This is a genomic window from Arthrobacter sp. E70 (assembly GCF_058266945.1).
The window spans coordinates 272,289-288,523 of sequence record NZ_JBYQFR010000007.1 but is presented as its reverse complement, the minus strand read 5'-3'; the positions used below and the strand labels follow the sequence as shown (position 1 = coordinate 288,523).

14 protein-coding genes are annotated in these 16,235 nt (G+C 67.5%); 7 read left to right on the top strand and 7 right to left on the bottom strand.

Going from position 1 to position 16,235, the window contains the following annotated elements:
* The first annotated feature begins 107 nt into the window (after nucleotides 1-107).
* A complete protein-coding gene (locus AC3IMC_RS11530) occupies nucleotides 108-1,424 on the top strand; it encodes an MFS transporter (RefSeq protein WP_490918686.1) in 1,317 nt (438 codons plus the stop codon).
* An 80-nt stretch (nucleotides 1,425-1,504) separates the two neighbouring features.
* Here the strand turns inward: AC3IMC_RS11530 and AC3IMC_RS11525 are convergent, their stop codons facing one another.
* From AC3IMC_RS11525 to AC3IMC_RS11515, 3 genes are all read right to left on the bottom strand, one after another.
* A complete protein-coding gene (locus tag AC3IMC_RS11525) occupies nucleotides 1,505-3,850 on the bottom strand; it encodes a glycoside hydrolase family 65 protein (protein ID WP_490918685.1) in 2,346 nt (781 codons plus the stop codon).
* 149 nt (nucleotides 3,851-3,999) lie between these two features.
* Nucleotides 4,000-4,737: an HAD family hydrolase gene (locus AC3IMC_RS11520; RefSeq protein ID WP_490918684.1), complete on the bottom strand. Its 738-nt coding sequence runs from the start codon at nucleotides 4,735-4,737 to the stop codon at nucleotides 4,000-4,002.
* A 203-nt stretch (nucleotides 4,738-4,940) separates the two neighbouring features.
* Nucleotides 4,941-5,558, bottom strand: coding sequence for an alpha/beta hydrolase (locus AC3IMC_RS11515; RefSeq protein ID WP_490918683.1), 618 nt, complete (start codon nucleotides 5,556-5,558; stop codon nucleotides 4,941-4,943).
* A gap of 168 nt (nucleotides 5,559-5,726) precedes the next feature.
* Here AC3IMC_RS11515 and AC3IMC_RS11510 point away from each other — a divergent pair, with 168 nt between their 5' ends.
* The 5 genes from AC3IMC_RS11510 (at nucleotide 5,727) to AC3IMC_RS11490 (ending at nucleotide 10,497) form a co-directional block, all read left to right on the top strand.
* Entirely contained in the window at nucleotides 5,727-5,978 is a 252-nt protein-coding gene (locus AC3IMC_RS11510; protein WP_490918682.1) for a DUF6458 family protein, read from the top strand.
* Nucleotides 5,979-6,262: 284 nt separating this feature from the next.
* Nucleotides 6,263-7,069: a DeoR/GlpR family DNA-binding transcription regulator gene (locus AC3IMC_RS11505; protein ID WP_490918681.1), complete on the top strand. Its 807-nt coding sequence runs from the start codon at nucleotides 6,263-6,265 to the stop codon at nucleotides 7,067-7,069.
* Nucleotides 7,066-8,058: a 1-phosphofructokinase family hexose kinase gene (locus AC3IMC_RS11500; RefSeq protein WP_490918680.1), complete on the top strand. Its 993-nt coding sequence runs from the start codon at nucleotides 7,066-7,068 to the stop codon at nucleotides 8,056-8,058. The genes AC3IMC_RS11505 and AC3IMC_RS11500 overlap by 4 nt, the downstream gene beginning before the upstream one ends.
* A 2-nt stretch (nucleotides 8,059-8,060) precedes the next feature.
* Nucleotides 8,061-10,154: a PTS fructose transporter subunit IIABC gene (locus tag AC3IMC_RS11495; protein ID WP_490918679.1), complete on the top strand. Its 2,094-nt coding sequence runs from the start codon at nucleotides 8,061-8,063 to the stop codon at nucleotides 10,152-10,154.
* 64 nt (nucleotides 10,155-10,218) lie between these two features.
* Nucleotides 10,219-10,497, top strand: coding sequence for an HPr family phosphocarrier protein (locus tag AC3IMC_RS11490; RefSeq protein WP_454487006.1), 279 nt, complete (start codon nucleotides 10,219-10,221; stop codon nucleotides 10,495-10,497).
* A 117-nt stretch (nucleotides 10,498-10,614) separates the two neighbouring features.
* On the opposite strand, the gene AC3IMC_RS11485 is transcribed toward AC3IMC_RS11490, so the two are convergent.
* From AC3IMC_RS11485 to ku, 3 genes are all read right to left on the bottom strand, one after another.
* Nucleotides 10,615-11,052 carry an SRPBCC domain-containing protein gene (locus AC3IMC_RS11485; RefSeq protein WP_490918678.1) on the bottom strand — a complete coding sequence of 146 codons (438 nt, stop codon included), beginning with the start codon at nucleotides 11,050-11,052 and terminating at the stop codon, nucleotides 10,615-10,617.
* Nucleotides 11,049-11,891: a class I SAM-dependent methyltransferase gene (locus tag AC3IMC_RS11480; RefSeq protein ID WP_490918677.1), complete on the bottom strand. Its 843-nt coding sequence runs from the start codon at nucleotides 11,889-11,891 to the stop codon at nucleotides 11,049-11,051. Before AC3IMC_RS11480 ends, AC3IMC_RS11485 begins: the two co-directional genes overlap by 4 nt.
* A gap of 185 nt (nucleotides 11,892-12,076) precedes the next feature.
* On the bottom strand, nucleotides 12,077-13,192 hold the full coding sequence (gene ku, locus AC3IMC_RS11475) for a non-homologous end joining protein Ku (RefSeq protein WP_490918676.1): 1,116 nt from the start codon (nucleotides 13,190-13,192) through the stop codon (nucleotides 12,077-12,079).
* A gap of 40 nt (nucleotides 13,193-13,232) precedes the next feature.
* On the opposite strand from ku, the gene AC3IMC_RS11470 reads away from it, so the two are divergent.
* Nucleotides 13,233-15,722, top strand: a complete 2,490-nt coding sequence (locus AC3IMC_RS11470) for an ATP-dependent DNA ligase (RefSeq protein ID WP_490918675.1) — start codon at nucleotides 13,233-13,235, stop codon at nucleotides 15,720-15,722.
* Nucleotides 15,723-15,811: 89 nt separating this feature from the next.
* Here the strand turns inward: AC3IMC_RS11470 and AC3IMC_RS11465 are convergent, their stop codons facing one another.
* Nucleotides 15,812-16,069 carry a hypothetical protein gene (locus AC3IMC_RS11465; RefSeq protein WP_490918674.1) on the bottom strand — a complete coding sequence of 86 codons (258 nt, stop codon included), beginning with the start codon at nucleotides 16,067-16,069 and terminating at the stop codon, nucleotides 15,812-15,814.
* Nucleotides 16,070-16,235: the final 166 nt, after the last annotated feature.

Here is a 16,235-nt window from a genome sequence, read left to right as displayed (position 1 = left end):
CTCCTCGCCGGGTAAACCGCCAAGCCGGTCCCGCCTGGTGGCGTTGGGGGCCACCAGGCAGGACCGGCCGCCGCACGGCGGCATAAACTGCCCCATAGACTGGGCCTATGCCCACACCCAAAGCCTTGCGGCCCTTTGCCCACCGCGAGTACCGGGTACTGATCGCGGCATTGGCCATCTCCATCTTCGGGTCCGGTATGTGGGCCGTTGCCATGGTGTACCAGGTGATCCGGCTCGGCGGCGGCCCGCTGGACCTGTCCCTGGTGGCCGCGGCCGGCAGTGCCGGCCTGGTGGCGTTCGTCCTGGCTGGCGGCATCGCGGCGGACAGGGTCCCGCAGCGGCGCCTCATCATCGCCGTGGAGGGCGCCAACCTCGCGGTGATCGCCGCCGTCAGCGGGCTCGCCGTGGCGGGCTGGCTCCAGCTGTGGCATGTGGCGGTGGCTGCGTTCGTGCTGGGTGTGGGGGCCGCTTTCTTCTTCCCCGCCTACTCGGCCATCCTGCCGCGCATCCTTCCCGCGGAGGACCTGCTGGCGGCCAACGGCATGGAGGGGTCCATGCGGCCGGTCCTGCAGCAGGCGGCAGGGCCTGCGGTGGCAGGCGTCCTGGTGGCTGCCCTCTCGCCTTCCCATGCGGTGACGGCCGTGGCCGCATGCCACCTCGCGGCCTTCACTGTCCTGAACTTCCTGCGCAGCGGGGAGCCTGGTACTCCCGCACCGACCGAAGACGGCGAAGAAGCAGCGGAAGGCCGGGAACGCCGTCGTGCGTCCTTCTTCCGGGATCTGCGCGAAGGCGTGGCCTACACGCTGGGCACGCCGTGGCTGTTGTGGACCCTGCTCTGGGCGTGCATCTCCGTGCTGTTCCTGATCGGCCCCATCGAGGTCCTGCTGCCGTTCGTGGTGCGCGACCAGCTCGGCGGTGATTCGAGCATGTTTGGGTTCCTGCTCGCCGTCATGGGCGTCGGCGCGGCCCTGGGCTCGCTGCTCACGGCGTCCCTCCGGCTGCCGCGCCGCTACCTCACGGTGATGATGGTGTCCTGGGGCGCGGGCAGCCTGCCACTTGCCGCCGTCGGCGTGATGGACAGCTTCTGGGCCATCGGCGCGGCGCTGTTCGTGTTCGGCGCCACTGGGAGTGTGGGCATGGTCATCTGGGGAACGCTGCTGCAGCGGAGGGTTCCGCCGCACCTGCTGGGCCGGATTTCCAGCCTGGACTTCTTCGTGTCGCTGGCCCTGATGCCGGTGTCCATGGCCCTGGCCGGGCCGGCCGCGGAGATCCTGCCCATCTGGCTGATTTTCCTGGTGGCCGGCGGTGTCTGCCCCGTCATGGCCGTGGTGGCCCTGGCAGCTGCGCGGATGCCCCGCGACGAAGTGGCGCATCCGCTGGACGCGGCACCCGAAGTGGAACGCACGACGGCGGCAGGAGACTGAGTCGGTAGGAAGCTGAGGCGGCCCGGCAGGGAAAGCTGCCGGGCCGCCGTCGGACGCGTCCTCCCACCCCGGCGCGTTGTTCAGCTGTTACCGCGCACCACGGGGATGCTCGCCGTCGGCAGCCCGCTCGGGAACACCGTGCGTTCCGGCTCGGTGACCGGTTCCAGCGGCATCTGCACCGGTTCGCCGCCCACCAGGAGGCGCCGGCCGCGGACGTCAACCTCGAGCGGCTCGCCGGCCTGCACCGTAAGCGTGATGGCATCCGGGGCGAGCTGGAGCAGCAGAAGCCGGCCGCGGATCTTCAGGTGGAACGTCAGCCCCTCCCACTCGGCGGGCAGGCGCGGATCGAAGAACGGGACCGGGCCCTGGTCGCGCATGCCGGCGAACCCGCACACCAGCGAGCTCCAGACGCCGCCGGTGGAGGCGATGTGCACGCCGTCGATGGTGTTGCCGTGCGTATCGTCAAGGTCGATGAACGCGGCATTGGTGAAATGGTCCAGCGCTTCCTTCGAGTAGCCGACCTCGGCCGCCATGATCCCCTGCACGCAGGCGGACAGCGTTGAGTCGCCGGTGGTGATGGGGTCGTAGAAGTCGAAGGCGCGGTGCTTTTCCTCGGCTGTGAAGTCCTGCCACTGCAGGAACATGGCCAGGACGGTGTCCGCCTGCTTGAGGACCTGGTGGCGGTAGATCACCAAGGGGTGGAAATGCAGCAGCAGCGGATACTTCGACCGGGGTGTGGTCCAGTCCCAGGCCTCGAGGGTCATGAAGTCGTTGTCCTGCGAGTGCACCTGCATCCGGTCATCGAACGGCAGCTGCATGCGGTTTGCCGCGGCCTCCCACAGCTGGCGCTCCTCCAGCGTGATTTCGGTGTGGTCCAGCGCGGCAGCGGCCCGCAAATTGAAGCGTGCCATGACGTTCGTGTACAGGTTGTCGTTCACCACGGCGGTGTACTCGTCCGGGCCGGTGACCCCGTGGATATGGAACAGCCCGTCCTTGCCGAAGAAGCCCAGGGAGATCCACATCCTGGCGGTCTCGATCAGCAGCTCGGCGCCCATCCCGTCACGGAAGGCCCCGTCCTCCGTTGCCCACAGGTACCTGTTGGTGGCGAAGGCGATGGCGGCGGCGATGTGGAACTGCGCGGTCCCCGCCGCGTAGTAGGCGCTGGCTTCGAGGCCGTTGATGGTGCGCCACGGGAAAAGGGCGCCGTCCACGCTCAGCTCCTTGGCGCGGATCTTGGCCTCGGGCAGCATGCCGTGCCGGAACTCCAGGACCTGCCGGGCGCCGTCGGGGTTCGTGTAGGTGAGGTAGGGCAGCAGGTACACCTCCTGGTCCCAGAAGTAGTGGCCCTCGTAGCCCGAGCCGGTGACGCCCTTGGCCGGGATGCCGGCAATGTCGGCGCGTGCGGTGGCCTGGGCCAGCTGGAACAAGTTCCAGCGGATGGCCTGCTGCAGCCCGGGGCTGCCGCCGTCCACCACGATGTCGGAGGTGGCCCAGTAGCCGCGGTAGTGCGCCTCGCTCTCGGCGAAGATATCCTGCACGGGGCGGAGGCCTGCTTCGGCCAGCTCAGCCGCGTCGGTGTCGGGGTCCTGGACTGAGCGGCCCGCTGCGTAGCTGACGCTCTTTTCCAGCCGGAACGGCGCGTCGGCGTCCACGGCCAGGACGTAGCGCACGCTGCTGTCGTCCTGGTCCACCAGTGTCTCGAACGGCTGGTGCCCTGCGGAGGTCCAGTGCTCCACCGCGATCCCGACGCGTTGCTTGGATTCCGCGGCTTCCCAGGACATGCGCAGGGAACCGTCGCCGCCATCCAGCCGCAACGGCAGGAGCACGCGCCCGGCGTGCCGGCCTGCCCGCCGCGGATCGTGCACCGAGTGGTCTTCCACCGGCTGGTCCTGGCGGTTGATCACCGAGGACGTGACATCCAGCGACACCTGCCGGTCCGTGGCCACCTCGAGGGAGATGCCCAGGCTCCCCCGGGACGCAAAACCCACCGCCCGCCGCTCCGTGGTGGTCACGACGGCGCCGGACCGGCACTGCCAGGTGATCCGGCACTCGTAGATGCCGGTGGCGAAGTCAACCGAGCGCCGGTAGCCGAGTACCTCCGATTCGGCCAGGGTGAGGCTCTCCCCGTCCACCACGACCGTGAAGTTGTTGGCGTCCGGGATATAGAGGATGCGCTGGCCGGTGCGGGCGAACCCGAACGCGTTTTCGGCATGCTTGATGTCCCAGATTTCGTGGAGCCCGTTGATGAAGCTGCCCGGCAGTTCTGAGTCCGCCGCGGCCCAGTGGGCGCCGCGGATACCCAGATGCCCGTTGCCCAGGGCAAAGAGGGTCTCTAAAGTTCCCGCGTCACCGGCTTCGTGGCGGGTTTCGAGGAGCTGCCAGGGGGTATCGGGGAACCGTTCGCGGTCCGCGTTGAGAATCGCCATGGTGTTGGGGTCCTTTGGCCTTGCTGTTTGCCGGTGGGGGCCGGCCGGGGATGCGTGTGGGAAACGGGTGGGGTGGGCGGAGACGGTGGCCAGCGGGGGTACTGGACAGGCCGTCCCGTTGTGGCTGCTGCCCGGGGGAAGGCAGCGGTTTAGGGGATCAGCTCCTGGAGGTCGCCGACCACCACGGTCGCGCCGGCGTCAAGGAGAGCCTGCCGGCCGGCGCCACGGTCAACGCCGATGACGGAGTGGAACGATCCCGCCTGCCCGGCCTGTACGCCGGATACGGCGTCCTCGACCACCACGCAGTCCTCGCTGGGCAGGTCCAGCAGTTGCGCGGCGTAGTCATACGTGGCGGGGCTGGGCTTGCCGGGAAGGCCCTGCTCGGCGGCCACCACGCCGTCCACCACCACGGGGAAGTGGCGGCTGAGGCCGGCCGCGGCCAGGACTGCGGGGGCGTTCCGGGAGGAAGAGACGACGGCGACCTTGAGTCCGCGTTCCAGGGCGGCTTCGAGGAAACGCACGGAACCTTCGAACGGTTCGACGCCGTCACTGACGATGTCGTTGAAGATCCGGTTCTTCCGGTTGCCCAGGCCCTGGACGGTTTCGTTCGCGGGGTCGTCGTCCAGCGGGCCCTCCGGAAGCGTGAGCCCGCGGGATGACAGGAAGTCCCGCACTCCGTCAAAGCGGGGCTTGCCGTCGATGTGGTCGAAGTAGTCGCTTTCGCTGTAGCCAGGGACCTGGGGGTGGGAGGCCAGGTAGCCTTCGAACAGTTCCTGCCAGGCGCGCTCATGCACGGCGGCCGTGGGGGTCAGCACTCCGTCCAGGTCGAACAGGATCCCCGCCGCCCCGGTCCAGACGGCGGCATGGGTTGAGGATTGCTGTGTCATCGGCAGTGCGTTGTCCTTTCAATGAACGGATGGCCGGCCCCGCCAGGGCAGCCGGCGGAGGAGCCGGTAGACAACATGCACACGGCATTGCCTCCTTCATCCGCCCGCTGCAGGACCGATCACGACCGTAGGAAAGTGTAAGCGCTTACAAATTTGGCGTGCAACTGTTTTTTCCACCCGCGCCCCAGCACGGGGCCCCCGGGTCAATGGAGTACGTAATGCCGCAGGAATGCGCTGACGTCCACCATCTCCGTTTTCGACATGGCATGCCCCATTCCGGGGTAGGTGCGCGCCGTCAGCCGCGTGTTCTTCTCCAGCCATTCCGCGGTGTAGGCGATAGCGTCCTCATTGATCACCAGGTCCGCTTTATCCCGCCCCCAAAAGAAGGGCGGTTTCTCGTCGAAGGAGTCGGTCATGGTGAGCAGCTCGTTGTTGAGCACGAAACCCGACAGTCCCACCACCGCCCGGTACTCCTCCGGGTGCAGCCGCAGGAGGGTGCTGGCCATGGCCATGCCCTGCGAGTACCCCATCAGGGTGACGCTGCTGTGCTGGTCCTTGACCGAGTTGATCCACCCTTTCACGGCGTTCGCCGCGGAGATGACATCCGCAAAGTCGTTGGCGAGGAAGTAGTCCAGCAGGAACCAGCCCCAGCGGTCCCCGATGGGCATGGGAGCCCGCAGGGCAGCGAAGGTGAACTCCTGCGGCAGGTATTCAAAGAGCCGGACCATCCGTGACTCATCAGTGCCATAGCCATGCATCATCACCAGCAAGGGGGTGCCGGCACGCTCGCCTTCGGGCCTGGACCACACAACTGTTTCCACCGGATCAGCCTAGCGAGGATAACGGTCCAGCCACGGTCATTGAATCCGCCGGTACCGGGAGGTAGCGTGACGCTTGATAGACAGCAGGCTTAGCAGTGGCAGTGCACGCAACACCAATAGCCAGCACACACCAAGCGCCGCGCAGCATGCGGCCGTAAGGAGCAAGTCATGAGAATCGGCTCGTCAATCTTCCTCATCGCCCTCGGGGCCATCCTCGCCTGGGCCGTGTCCCCGGGCCTGATCCCGTTCATTGACCAGCAGTTGGTGGGGTACATCCTGATGGCCGTCGGCGTGATCGGGCTTATCGCCTCGCTCATCCTCGCCTCCCCCAGTCGGCGCCGGGTGAGCGAATCCCGTTCCGCCATCGACCCCAACACGGGCGAGCGCATCACCCGGCACGAAACCCGCGACGGCATCTAGCCGGGGGGACGGCCGCGGGAACCGGCGCCCCGAATGATCCCGGAAAGCCGGACTGGGCCTTGATGGCTCCAGCCCGGCTTTCTTCATGCCCACACTGAGTTTTTGGGCGGCCGCGAAAGGCTGGGCGGCCGGAAAGTACCGAGATTAAGCCGAAAACCCGCGCGCGGGGTGCTGGATTTTGTTTCATGTTGGTTTCCATTGACAAACCAACACAAGCAAAGATAAAGTCAAGTAACTCAACATGAGAGTGATCCACGTCACGAAGACAACGCAACGGAGGGTATGTGTTCGCCGAGGAGCGCCAGCAAAAGATTGCCGAGCTTGTGGCCGGCAGCGGCCGGGTCAGCGTGACCCTGCTGGCTGAGCGCTTCCGCATCACCACCGAGACTGTCCGCCGGGACCTGGCCACCTTGGAAAGTGCGGGAACCGTGCGCCGCGTCCACGGCGGCGCAGTGGCGGCGGACCGTTTCAGCACCACCGAGGAAAGCGTGACGGAGCGCGCCATCCAGCGCCCGGACCAGAAGATCCGGATCGCCGAAGCCGCGCTTGCCCTGATTCCCCGCAACGCTCCTGCCAGTGTCCTGGTGGACGGCGGCACCACCACCGAGGTGCTCGCGGACATGCTCGCCCGGCAGACCGCCGTCGAACCCGCAGACGGCAACGGGACCCGGCCGGAACTGGTGGTCATCACCCATGCGGTGCCCATCGCCAGCAAGCTCTCCACCGTTCCCGGCATCGCCTTGCAGATCCTGGGCGGCAGGGTACGAGGAATCACCCAGGTGGCCGTGGGCCAGGCAACCGTCGACGCCGCCGCCCGGCTTCGGCCGGACATCGCCTTCATTGGCACCAACGGCATCCACGCCACCTTCGGCGTCAGCACTCCCGATCCCGAGGAAGCCGCCGTCAAGGCAGCTTTCGTCCAGTCGGCCCGCCGCATTGTGGTGCTGGCCGACTCCTCCAAGCTGGACACGGAAACCCTGGTCCAGTTCGCCTCCCTGAAAGATCTGGACACCTTGATTACAGACAGCGAACCCGGACCCGAACTCGCAGCCGCCCTGGAAGACGCCGGCGTGGACGTGGTGATCGCATGATCGTCACCTTCACGGCCAACCCCAGCCTGGACCGCACCGTCGCCCTGCCGGGCCCGCTGCAGCGCGGCGAGGTCCAGCGCGCCGTCTCCGTCCGGCAGGAATCCGGCGGCAAGGGCGTCAACGTCTCCCGCGCCCTGGTGGCGTCCGGACTGGAATCCCTGGCCGTGCTCCCCGGCGCGGACAACGATCCCGTCCTGGCCGGACTGCGGGAGCACGCGGTGCCTTTCGTGTCCCTTCCCATCGATGAGCCGCTGCGCACCAACGTGGCGCTCACCGAGCCCGGCGGCGTGACCACCAAGATCAACGAACCCGGGCCCGTGCTGGACGAAAACGAGCAGGAAGCCCTCATCAAGCTGCTGGTGGAAAGCTCGCGCGGCGCCAGGTGGGTAGTCCTGGCCGGCTCCCTGCCGCCCGGCTTCCCGGGAGACTTCTATGCGACGGCGACCCATCGCCTGCGTTCCTCCGCCGACGGCGCATCCTCGGGACGTACGCCACTGATCGCCGTCGACTCGTCCGGACTTCCCCTCGCCGCCGCCCTCACCGGCGGCCCGGAGGGAATGCCGGACCTCCTCAAACCCAACGCCGAAGAACTGGCGGAACTGGCCGCAGCCGCCGGTTTCGCCCCGGCCACCGGTGACGAACTGGAAGCGGACCCGGCAGCTGCCGCCGCAGCCGCAGCCGCCGTCGTCCGTTCAGGTGTGGGTGCCGTACTGGCAACTCTCGGATCCAAGGGAGCTGTCCTGGTAACAGCCGACGGCGCGTGGCTGGCCACGCATCCGCCGGTCACCGCGGTCAGTACCGTCGGCGCGGGCGACTCCGCGCTGGCCGGCTACCTGCTCGCCCACGGCCAGGGCGCCGCCCCGGCCGACTGCCTTCGTCAGGCGGTGGCCCACGGTGCCGCCGCTGCCTCGCTGCCGGGTTCCACTGTTCCGGCAGTACACCAAACAACCCCGGATGCCGTAACCATCACGGCCCTTCGAAAGGATTGACAGTGACTCAGCTCATCACCACGGAACTGGTCGAGCTCGACCAGAACCTGGGCAACGCGCCCGAGACGGTGATCCGGCATCTGGCAAGCAGGGTAGCTGCCACCGGACGCGCCTCGGAAGTTGAAGGCCTCTTCGCCGACGCCTTCGCCCGCGAGCAGAAGACCGCCACGGGCATCCCCGGCGGCATTGCCATCCCGCACTGCCGCTCGGCCGCCGTCACGGTGCCCACCCTGGCCATGGCACGCCTGAACCCCAAGGTGGACTTCGGCGCCAAGGACGGCCCGGCCGACCTGGTGTTCTTCATCGCCGCGCCGGACGGGGCCGACCAGGAGCACCTGAAGCTGCTCTCCAAGCTGGCGCGGTCCCTCATCAAAAAGGACTTCACCGCTGCACTGCGCAACGCATCCTCCGAGGCTGAAATCGTCGAACTCGTCGACGGCGCCCTGGCGGACAAGCCCGCTGCCCACGCGGCAGCCGTCCCCGCTGACGCGGTACCGGTCGGCGCGAGCGTCGGCGCAGGCTCTTCCCCGGTGGGCGCCGCTGCCGGCGAGGCTCCGGCAGGTTCCGCCGCCCGCGGCCCCAAGCGCCTCGTAGCCGTGACTGCCTGCCCCACCGGCATCGCGCACACCTACATGGCGGCCGATTCCCTGGTGGCAGCCGCAAAGGAAGTCGGGGTGGATCTTCAGGTGGAGACCCAGGGCTCCTCCGGTGCCAAGGCGCTGGATCCTGCCGTCATCGCCGCCGCGGACGCCGTGATCTTTGCCGTCGATGTGGACGTCCGCGGCAAGGAGCGTTTCGCTGGCAAACCCGTGGTCAACGCCCCGGTCAAGCGCGGCATCGACGAACCGGACAAGATGGTCCAGGAAGCCCTCGCTGCGGCCGACAACCCCAACGCCCGCCGCGTCCCGCACTTCGGCGCAGAGGAACAGGCCGAGCACGAGGCCGAGGAAAAGGGCGAGCACATCGGCCAGAAGCTCAAGAAGGCCCTGCTCACCGGTGTCAGCTACATGATTCCGTTCGTGGCCGGCGGCGGCCTGCTGATCGCCCTCGGCTTCCTCATGGGCGGCTACCTGATCACCAAGTACGCGGACACCATCGTGGTCCAGAACAGCCTCTTCAACCTGCCCACCGAATTCCCTGAGAACGCCTGGGGCCCGCTGGGTGCCTACCTCGGCGCCGTGCTGTTCAAGATCGGTGCCCTGTCACTTGGCTTCCTTGTGCCGGCGCTGGCCGGCTACATCGCCTACGCCATCGCTGACCGTCCGGGCATCGCCCCCGGCTTCGTCGCCGGTGCCGTGGCCGGGTTCATGGGAGCCGGCTTCCTTGGCGGCATCGTCGGCGGCCTGCTCGCCGGCTACATCGCCCACGTGGTGGGCCGCCTGCAGGTGGCTCGCTGGCTGCGCGGCCTGATGCCCGTCGTCATCATCCCGCTGCTGGCCTCGCTGGTGGCTTCCGGGCTGATGTTCCTGATCCTGGGCGGTCCGATCGTCGCCATCACCAAGGGCCTGAACGCCTGGCTGTCCGGGCTCACCGGTGCAGGCGCCATCGCCCTCGGCGTGATCCTCGGCCTGATGATGTGCTTCGACCTTGGCGGCCCGGTCAACAAGGTTGCCTACTCCTTCGCCGTGGCCGGCCTGGGTGCCGCATCCATGGACAACCAGGCCCCGTGGCAGATCATGGCAGCCGTGATGGCTTCCGGCATGGTTCCGCCGCTGGCCATGGCCCTGGCCTCGACCGTCCTGAACAGGAAGCTGTTCAGCCTCGCCGAGCAGGAAAACGGCAAGGCAGCCTGGCTGCTGGGTGCCTCCTTCATCTCCGAAGGCGCCATCCCGTTTGCCGCGGCCGACCCGCTGCGCGTCATCCCTGCCAGCATGCTGGGCGGCGCCGTCACCGGTGCCATTTCGATGGCCGCAGCTGTCGGTTCGAAGGCCCCGCACGGCGGCATCTTCGTCTTCTTCGCCATCGACAACTTCGTGATGTTCGTCGTCTCGATCGCCGTCGGAACGGTCGTCACGGCGCTGTCCGTGATCGCCCTCAAGCGCTGGGCAGTGAAGAAGACCGTTGATACGGTTGAACCGGTTCCCGTAACCGCCTGAGCCGGTCCCACCCACCTACCTTCCGGCGCTGAACCATCAGCAGCCGAACGACAAAGGAGCAAAAATGCCAGAACGCACCGCAACCGTCGCCAGCCGCGTGGGCCTGCACGCACGCCCCGCCGCCATCTTCGCAGAGGCTGCAGGCGAGTTCGACCTGGACATCACCATCGCCCGTGAAGGCGAGCCCGCGGACGAGGCCATGGATGCCGCCAGCATCCTGTCCCTCATGAGCCTGGGTGCTGAGCACGGCGACGTGGTGGTCCTTCGCGCCGAAGGTGCGGGTGCGGACGACGCTCTGGAACGCCTGGTGCAGATCCTGGAAACGGACCACGACGCCGAGTAGCGCTTACACGCACAACCAGCCGGCCGCCGTCGGGCGCCTTCCCACCATGGAAGCGCCCGACGGCGGCCGCTTGGCTTAAGCGGTGCCCCCACCGCCGGCGCGCCCCCAGCGGGGCGGTCAGCCTCGCTCGGCGAGCGCCTTGACGTCGGCCACGAGCTTGTCCCACATGGCCTTGGAATGCGCGGCGGCATCCGGAGTGGGGTTGTTGTCCTGGGCCAGCGTCAGCCGGGTGCCGCCGCCCTGGGCCTCCAGAGTCCACTCCAGCGTGTGGTAGTTTTCCGGCTTGTCCTCCTGGCCGGACATAGGGCTGAAGTGTGTGTAGACCAGTTTTCGGCCTGGTTCGACGCCCTTGATCTCGCCCTTGTCCTGGAACGGCTTGCCTTCCCACTCGCCCTGCCAGGTGATCGGGCTTCCCACTTTCCAGTCGGTCCGCACCTCAGCTCCGAACATGAACTCCTTCACCGCGGCCGGGTCGGTAATGACGTCCCAGACACGGCCGGGCGGCGCTTCGATGATGGTGGTGGAGGTTGCCACATGGTCTTCCGGCACCGTCATGCCTTCCGTGCCGTGAACAGCAGGTACTCCCATTCCATCTGGAACGGGACGTCCCCGTGCGCGTCGCCGAAGGAGTCGGCGAGTTCGGTGAGGGCCTTGTCCAGTGCCGCCACCTTCTCCTGGTCCTCGCTGAGGAACTTGTAGACGGAGATGATGGGGCCGTAGTGGGATTTGAAATACCGCACAAAGTCGGCTGGCTGGTGGAAACTGCGGACCGCCAGGTTCTTCTTGCGGGTTTGGATGTCGGTGATCCTGCTGCCCAGCAGTTCGCGGACATGCTCTTCGCTCCCCCAGAGCGGCGCAGGCTGTGCACCGGGCGGAGGTGGCGGGGCGAAAGGCTTCAGCACGGCGAACATCTGCCCGATGAAGCCCTCCGGCGTCCAGCACAGCAGTCCGATGCTGCCTCCCGGCTTGCACACCCGGACCAGCTCATCCGCCGCCTTTTGATGGTGCGGGGCGAACATCACGCCGATGCAGGACATCACGGCGTCGAATTCGCCGTCGCCGAACGGCAGGGCCTCGGCGTCGCCTTCCTGCCACTCCAGGCTGACGCCCCGGTTGGCCGCCTCCCGCCGTCCTGCTTCGAAGAGTTCCGGGGTGAGGTCGCTGGCCACCACTGAGGCGCCCATCATTGCCGCGGGAATGGCGGCGTTTCCAGTTCCTGCCGCCACGTCCAGGACGCGCTGCCGCGGCTTGATCCCGCAGGCCTCCACCAGGACGGCCCCCAGTTCGAGGAGCATTTCATCCGCAAGGGCGGGGTAGTCCCCCGAAGCCCACATCGCCCGGTGCTTCTTCTTGAGCTCCCGGTCCGCCTCCACCGTGCTGGTCTGGTCGTCCATGCCCGCGCCCCTTTACGTGTCCGTTCAATGAGTGTCAGCACGCTGTTGGCACAGCGGAGGCTGTGATGCGACCCATTGTGGACGCGCCTCGTCACGCTGTAAAGGGCGCAGCGAAGCTGTAAAGGGAGCAGCGCTATCCCGGGAGTGCCGCTGTACAGGGACGCCCTTTGATGCGGACAGCAGGATCAGGCCGGCTTGCGTGCCCTGGTGGTCTTGGCCGCCGGCTTGGCGTCGGTCTTGGCCGCTGCTGTCTTGGAGGCCGCAGACTTGGAGGCCGCAGACTTGGTCCCTGCCGTTTTGGAGGCTGCCGGCTTGGACGCCGTGGACGTGGACTTCGAGGAAGACTTGCCGGCCGCAGTCTTTCCCTCGTCGGCCTTCGAAGCAGTCTTCGACGCTGAAGTCTTCGAGGCAGCCGCCCTGGTCCCGGTCTTGCGGGCGGGTTTGGCAGCGACCTCCTCCTCGTCGCCGGTGCCCGCTTCGCCGTCGGCCTCCCCGGACGCCGCAGCTTCCCCGCCGCCGCGCTTCCGGTCGAGGCTGCGTTTCAGGGCCTCCATCAGGTCGATGACCTCGCCCTTGCCGCCCTGTCCGGCTTCCACGCCGAAGGTTTCCTCGGTGTCCAGCGATTCGCCCTGCTCCAGCTTGGCGTCGATGAGCTGGCGGAGCTGCACCTGGTAGTCGTCGGTGAAGGAGGCGGGGTCGAAGTCGGCCGCCATGGACTCCACGAGGGCAGCGGACATGTCGCGTTCCTGGGCGGAAATCTTGATCGAGGCGTCCAGGGACGGGAAGTTGGCTTCGCGGACTTCGTCGGGCCACAGGAGAGACTGCAGTACCAGGACGTCGTCCTTGATCCGGAGGGCCCCCAGCCGGGTCTTCTCCCGCAATGCGAACTGGACAATGGCCACGCGGTCCGTGTCCTCCAGCGCCCGCCGCAGCAGCACATAGGCTTTGGGCGACTTGGAGTCCGGTTCCAGGTAGTAGCTTTTTTCGAACATCATGGGTTCAAGCTGCTCGGACGGGACGAACTGCACCACTTCGATTTCGTGGCTGTTCTCGGCCGGGATCGCCTTGAGCTCATCCTTGGTGAGGACCACCGTCCGGCCGTCCTCCTCGAACGCCTTCTCGATGTCCGAGTAGTCGATCACCTCGCCACAGACCTCGCACCGGCGCTGGTAGCGGATCCTTCCGCCGTCTGCGTTGTGAACCTGGTGCAGACTGATGTCATGATCCTCTGTGGCGCTGTAGACCTTCACGGGCACGTTGACCAGGCCGAACGCGATGGCACCTTTCCAGATGGCTCTCATTCCTACAGTCAACATCAGAGCGGGCCGGAGGTGAAGCCCTGTGGCCGGCAGTAAGGAGCGTGTCCGGGTTGCGGGGCGGGAACTGACCCTCACCAACCTGGACAAAATCATCTATCCGGAAACCGGCACCACCAAGGCCGACGTGCTGGCCTACTACGCCGCAGTGGCCCACGTCCTGGTCCCGGCGGCGGCCAACCGGCCGGCCACGCGGAAGCGGTGGGTTAACGGCGTGGGCACGGCGGACAAGCCCGGTGAAGTGTTCTTCCAGAAGGACCTCGAAGATTCCGCGCCAGGATGGCTGCCTCGCGTAGGCATCACGCACAAGGACCGGACCATCTACTACCCCATGGTCAACGACGCCGCCACGCTGACCTGGTTCGGCCAGATCAACTCGCTGGAGGTCCACGTCCCCCAATGGCGGGTGGACTCCCACGGCAACCAGCTGAACCCCGACCGGCTGGTGCTGGACCTGGACCCGGGCGAGGGGGCGGGACTTGCCGAATGCCGCGAGGTTGCCCTCCTGGCCCGCGCCATCCTGCAGGACGTCGGCCTGGACCCCGTCCCGGTCACCAGCGGCAGCAAGGGAATCCACCTCTACGCCGCCCTGGACGGAAGCCAGACCTCGGACCAGATCTCCGCCTTCGCGCGTGAGCTGGCACGGGTCCTCGAGGCCGACCACCCGGACCTCGCCGTCAGCGACATGAAAAAGACCCTGCGCACGGGCAAGGTGCTCGTTGACTGGAGCCAGAACAACGCTGCAAAAACCACGGTTGTCCCATACTCGCTCCGGGGCAGGCCCACGCCCCTGGTCGCCGCGCCCCGCACCTGGCGCGAGATCGCCTCGCCCCGGCTCAAGCACCTGGACTACCACGAGGTGCTGCGGCGGGTGCGGGACGGCAAGGACCCGTTTGCCGCCGTCGTCAACGCAACGCCCGGTGGCGGGCACCAGGGTGACGGGAAGGACGACGGCGATCCCCGCCTGGGCAAGTACCGCGCCATGCGCGATCCACAGGCAACGCCCGAGCCCTTCGCCGGGATCCCCACCGGCGGCAACTCCTTTGTCATCCAGGAACACCACGCCTCACGGCTGCATTGGGACCTCCGGCTGGAGCACGAGGGGGTCCTGGTCTCGTGGGCACTGCCAAAGGGCGTCCCGGAATCGGGCGGAAAGAACCACCTCGCCGTCCAGACCGAGGACCATCCCATGGATTACCTCACCTTCCACGGAACGATTCCCAAGGGGCAGTACGGGGCGGGCGAAATGACCATCTGGGACAGCGGCACCTACGAGCTGCACAAGTGGATCAACGGCAAGGAGGTCATCGTCACGTTGTCCGGGTCCGACGGCGGCGCGCTGGGCGGCACCAGGAAGATTGCCCTGATCCACACGGGGCGCGGGCAGGGCAAGGACGCCGAAAGCCAATGGCTGATCCACCTGATGGACAAGGAGCAGCCGGTTGCACGACGTCGGCCGGCACCGGCGGTGCCGGAGCCTGGGGACAGCGGTGAAGCGCCTGGGCACCAAGCCGACGAGGGGACACCGGCCGCGCCAGCCGCTGCGGCTGCAGTGGACCCCCTGGAGTTCCGGCCCATGATGGCCACGTCCGGGGACACCGCGGACCTGCAGGGCAGCAAGTGGCAGTACGAACTCAAATGGGACGGCGTCCGGGCCGTCCTGGTAGGCGACGGGGAGAAAGTCCGGATCTTCAGCCGCAACGGCAACGATGTCACGCGCACCTATCCGGAGTTCACCGATCCGGACTGCTGGCCGCGGAAACCGTTCGTGGCGGATGGGGAGATCATCGCCCCCGGGCCCGGCGGCAGGCCCGACTTCGGGCTGCTGCAGGGCCGGATGAAGCTCACCCGGGCCGCCGACGTCGCAAAGGCCCGTGTGGCCATCCCCGTCCAGTTGGTGCTTTTCGACCTGCTGTTTAACGACGGGAAGGACCTCCGGGGGCTCCCGCTGGCCAAGCGGCGCCGGCAGTTGGAGGATTTCTTCGAGGCCTCCGGCTGCCCGGTGGAGCTCTCCCCCGTACTGGACGAGCCCGTCCGGCACCTCCTCGACAGCGCGCAGGAACTGGGGCTCGAGGGGGTGATGGCCAAGCGGACGGACAGCCGCTACGTCAGCGGCCAGCGGACGCGTACCTGGCTCAAGCTCAAGACGGAGCAGACCCAGGAAGTGGTGGTGGGCGGCTGGCGTCCGGGAAAGGGCGGCCGCCAGGACACGGTGGGCTCGCTGCTGGTGGGCATCCCGGACGGCGACAAACTGCAGTACGTGGGCCGGGTGGGCAGCGGGTTCAGCACGCGCGAACTCACGGAACTGCGGCAGACCGTGGAGCGCCTGGGCCGGAAGACCTCACCGTTCCACGACGTCCCCCGACCGGACGCCGCCGATGCGCACTGGGTGGCTCCCGAACTGGTGGGAGAGGTGACGTACGGCGAGTGGACGGGCCCGGGCCGGCTTCGGCACCCCCGCTGGCGTGGCTGGCGGCTGGACAAGGACCCGTCGGAGGTGGTCCGCGAAGGGTGACTGCCTGTTGCCGAGGCGCAAATTACCTGGCGCGTACCGAGTATCGGGGCGCCAGGTAATCTGCGTGTCGACGGTGGTTTTCTCTGCCGCTACGAGGAGTGCGGCATCTGCGGCCGCCCGGTCCGGTGCACCGCCGTCACCGCGGCCTCGTGTCCCATCCGGCCGTGGCCGGCGGACTGTTCCTTCGGGTGCCGCCGCTTCCCGCTGCCGTCCGGCCACGCGCTCTGCTGCGCGACTGGCATTCCGGCTGCTGCTGCGGGACCAGGGGCAGCGGACGCCTTCATTGCTGCCGCGAGGTGGTCAGCCACCTCCGGTTTGATGCGGGGCTGGTTGGTGTCTTCACCCATTTTGTTCTTCCCTTATTCCCTTCGTTCTTCGCTGAAACGAAACGCTGAAACAAGCGCCGGGCGCGCGCGGACTACTGCCCGAAAAGAAGTGTTTCCATCGCTCCACGATAGGCACCCGGCGCCCTCCTGTGAACCCCTGCGGATCTGGTGGCCCCCGTCACTTTGG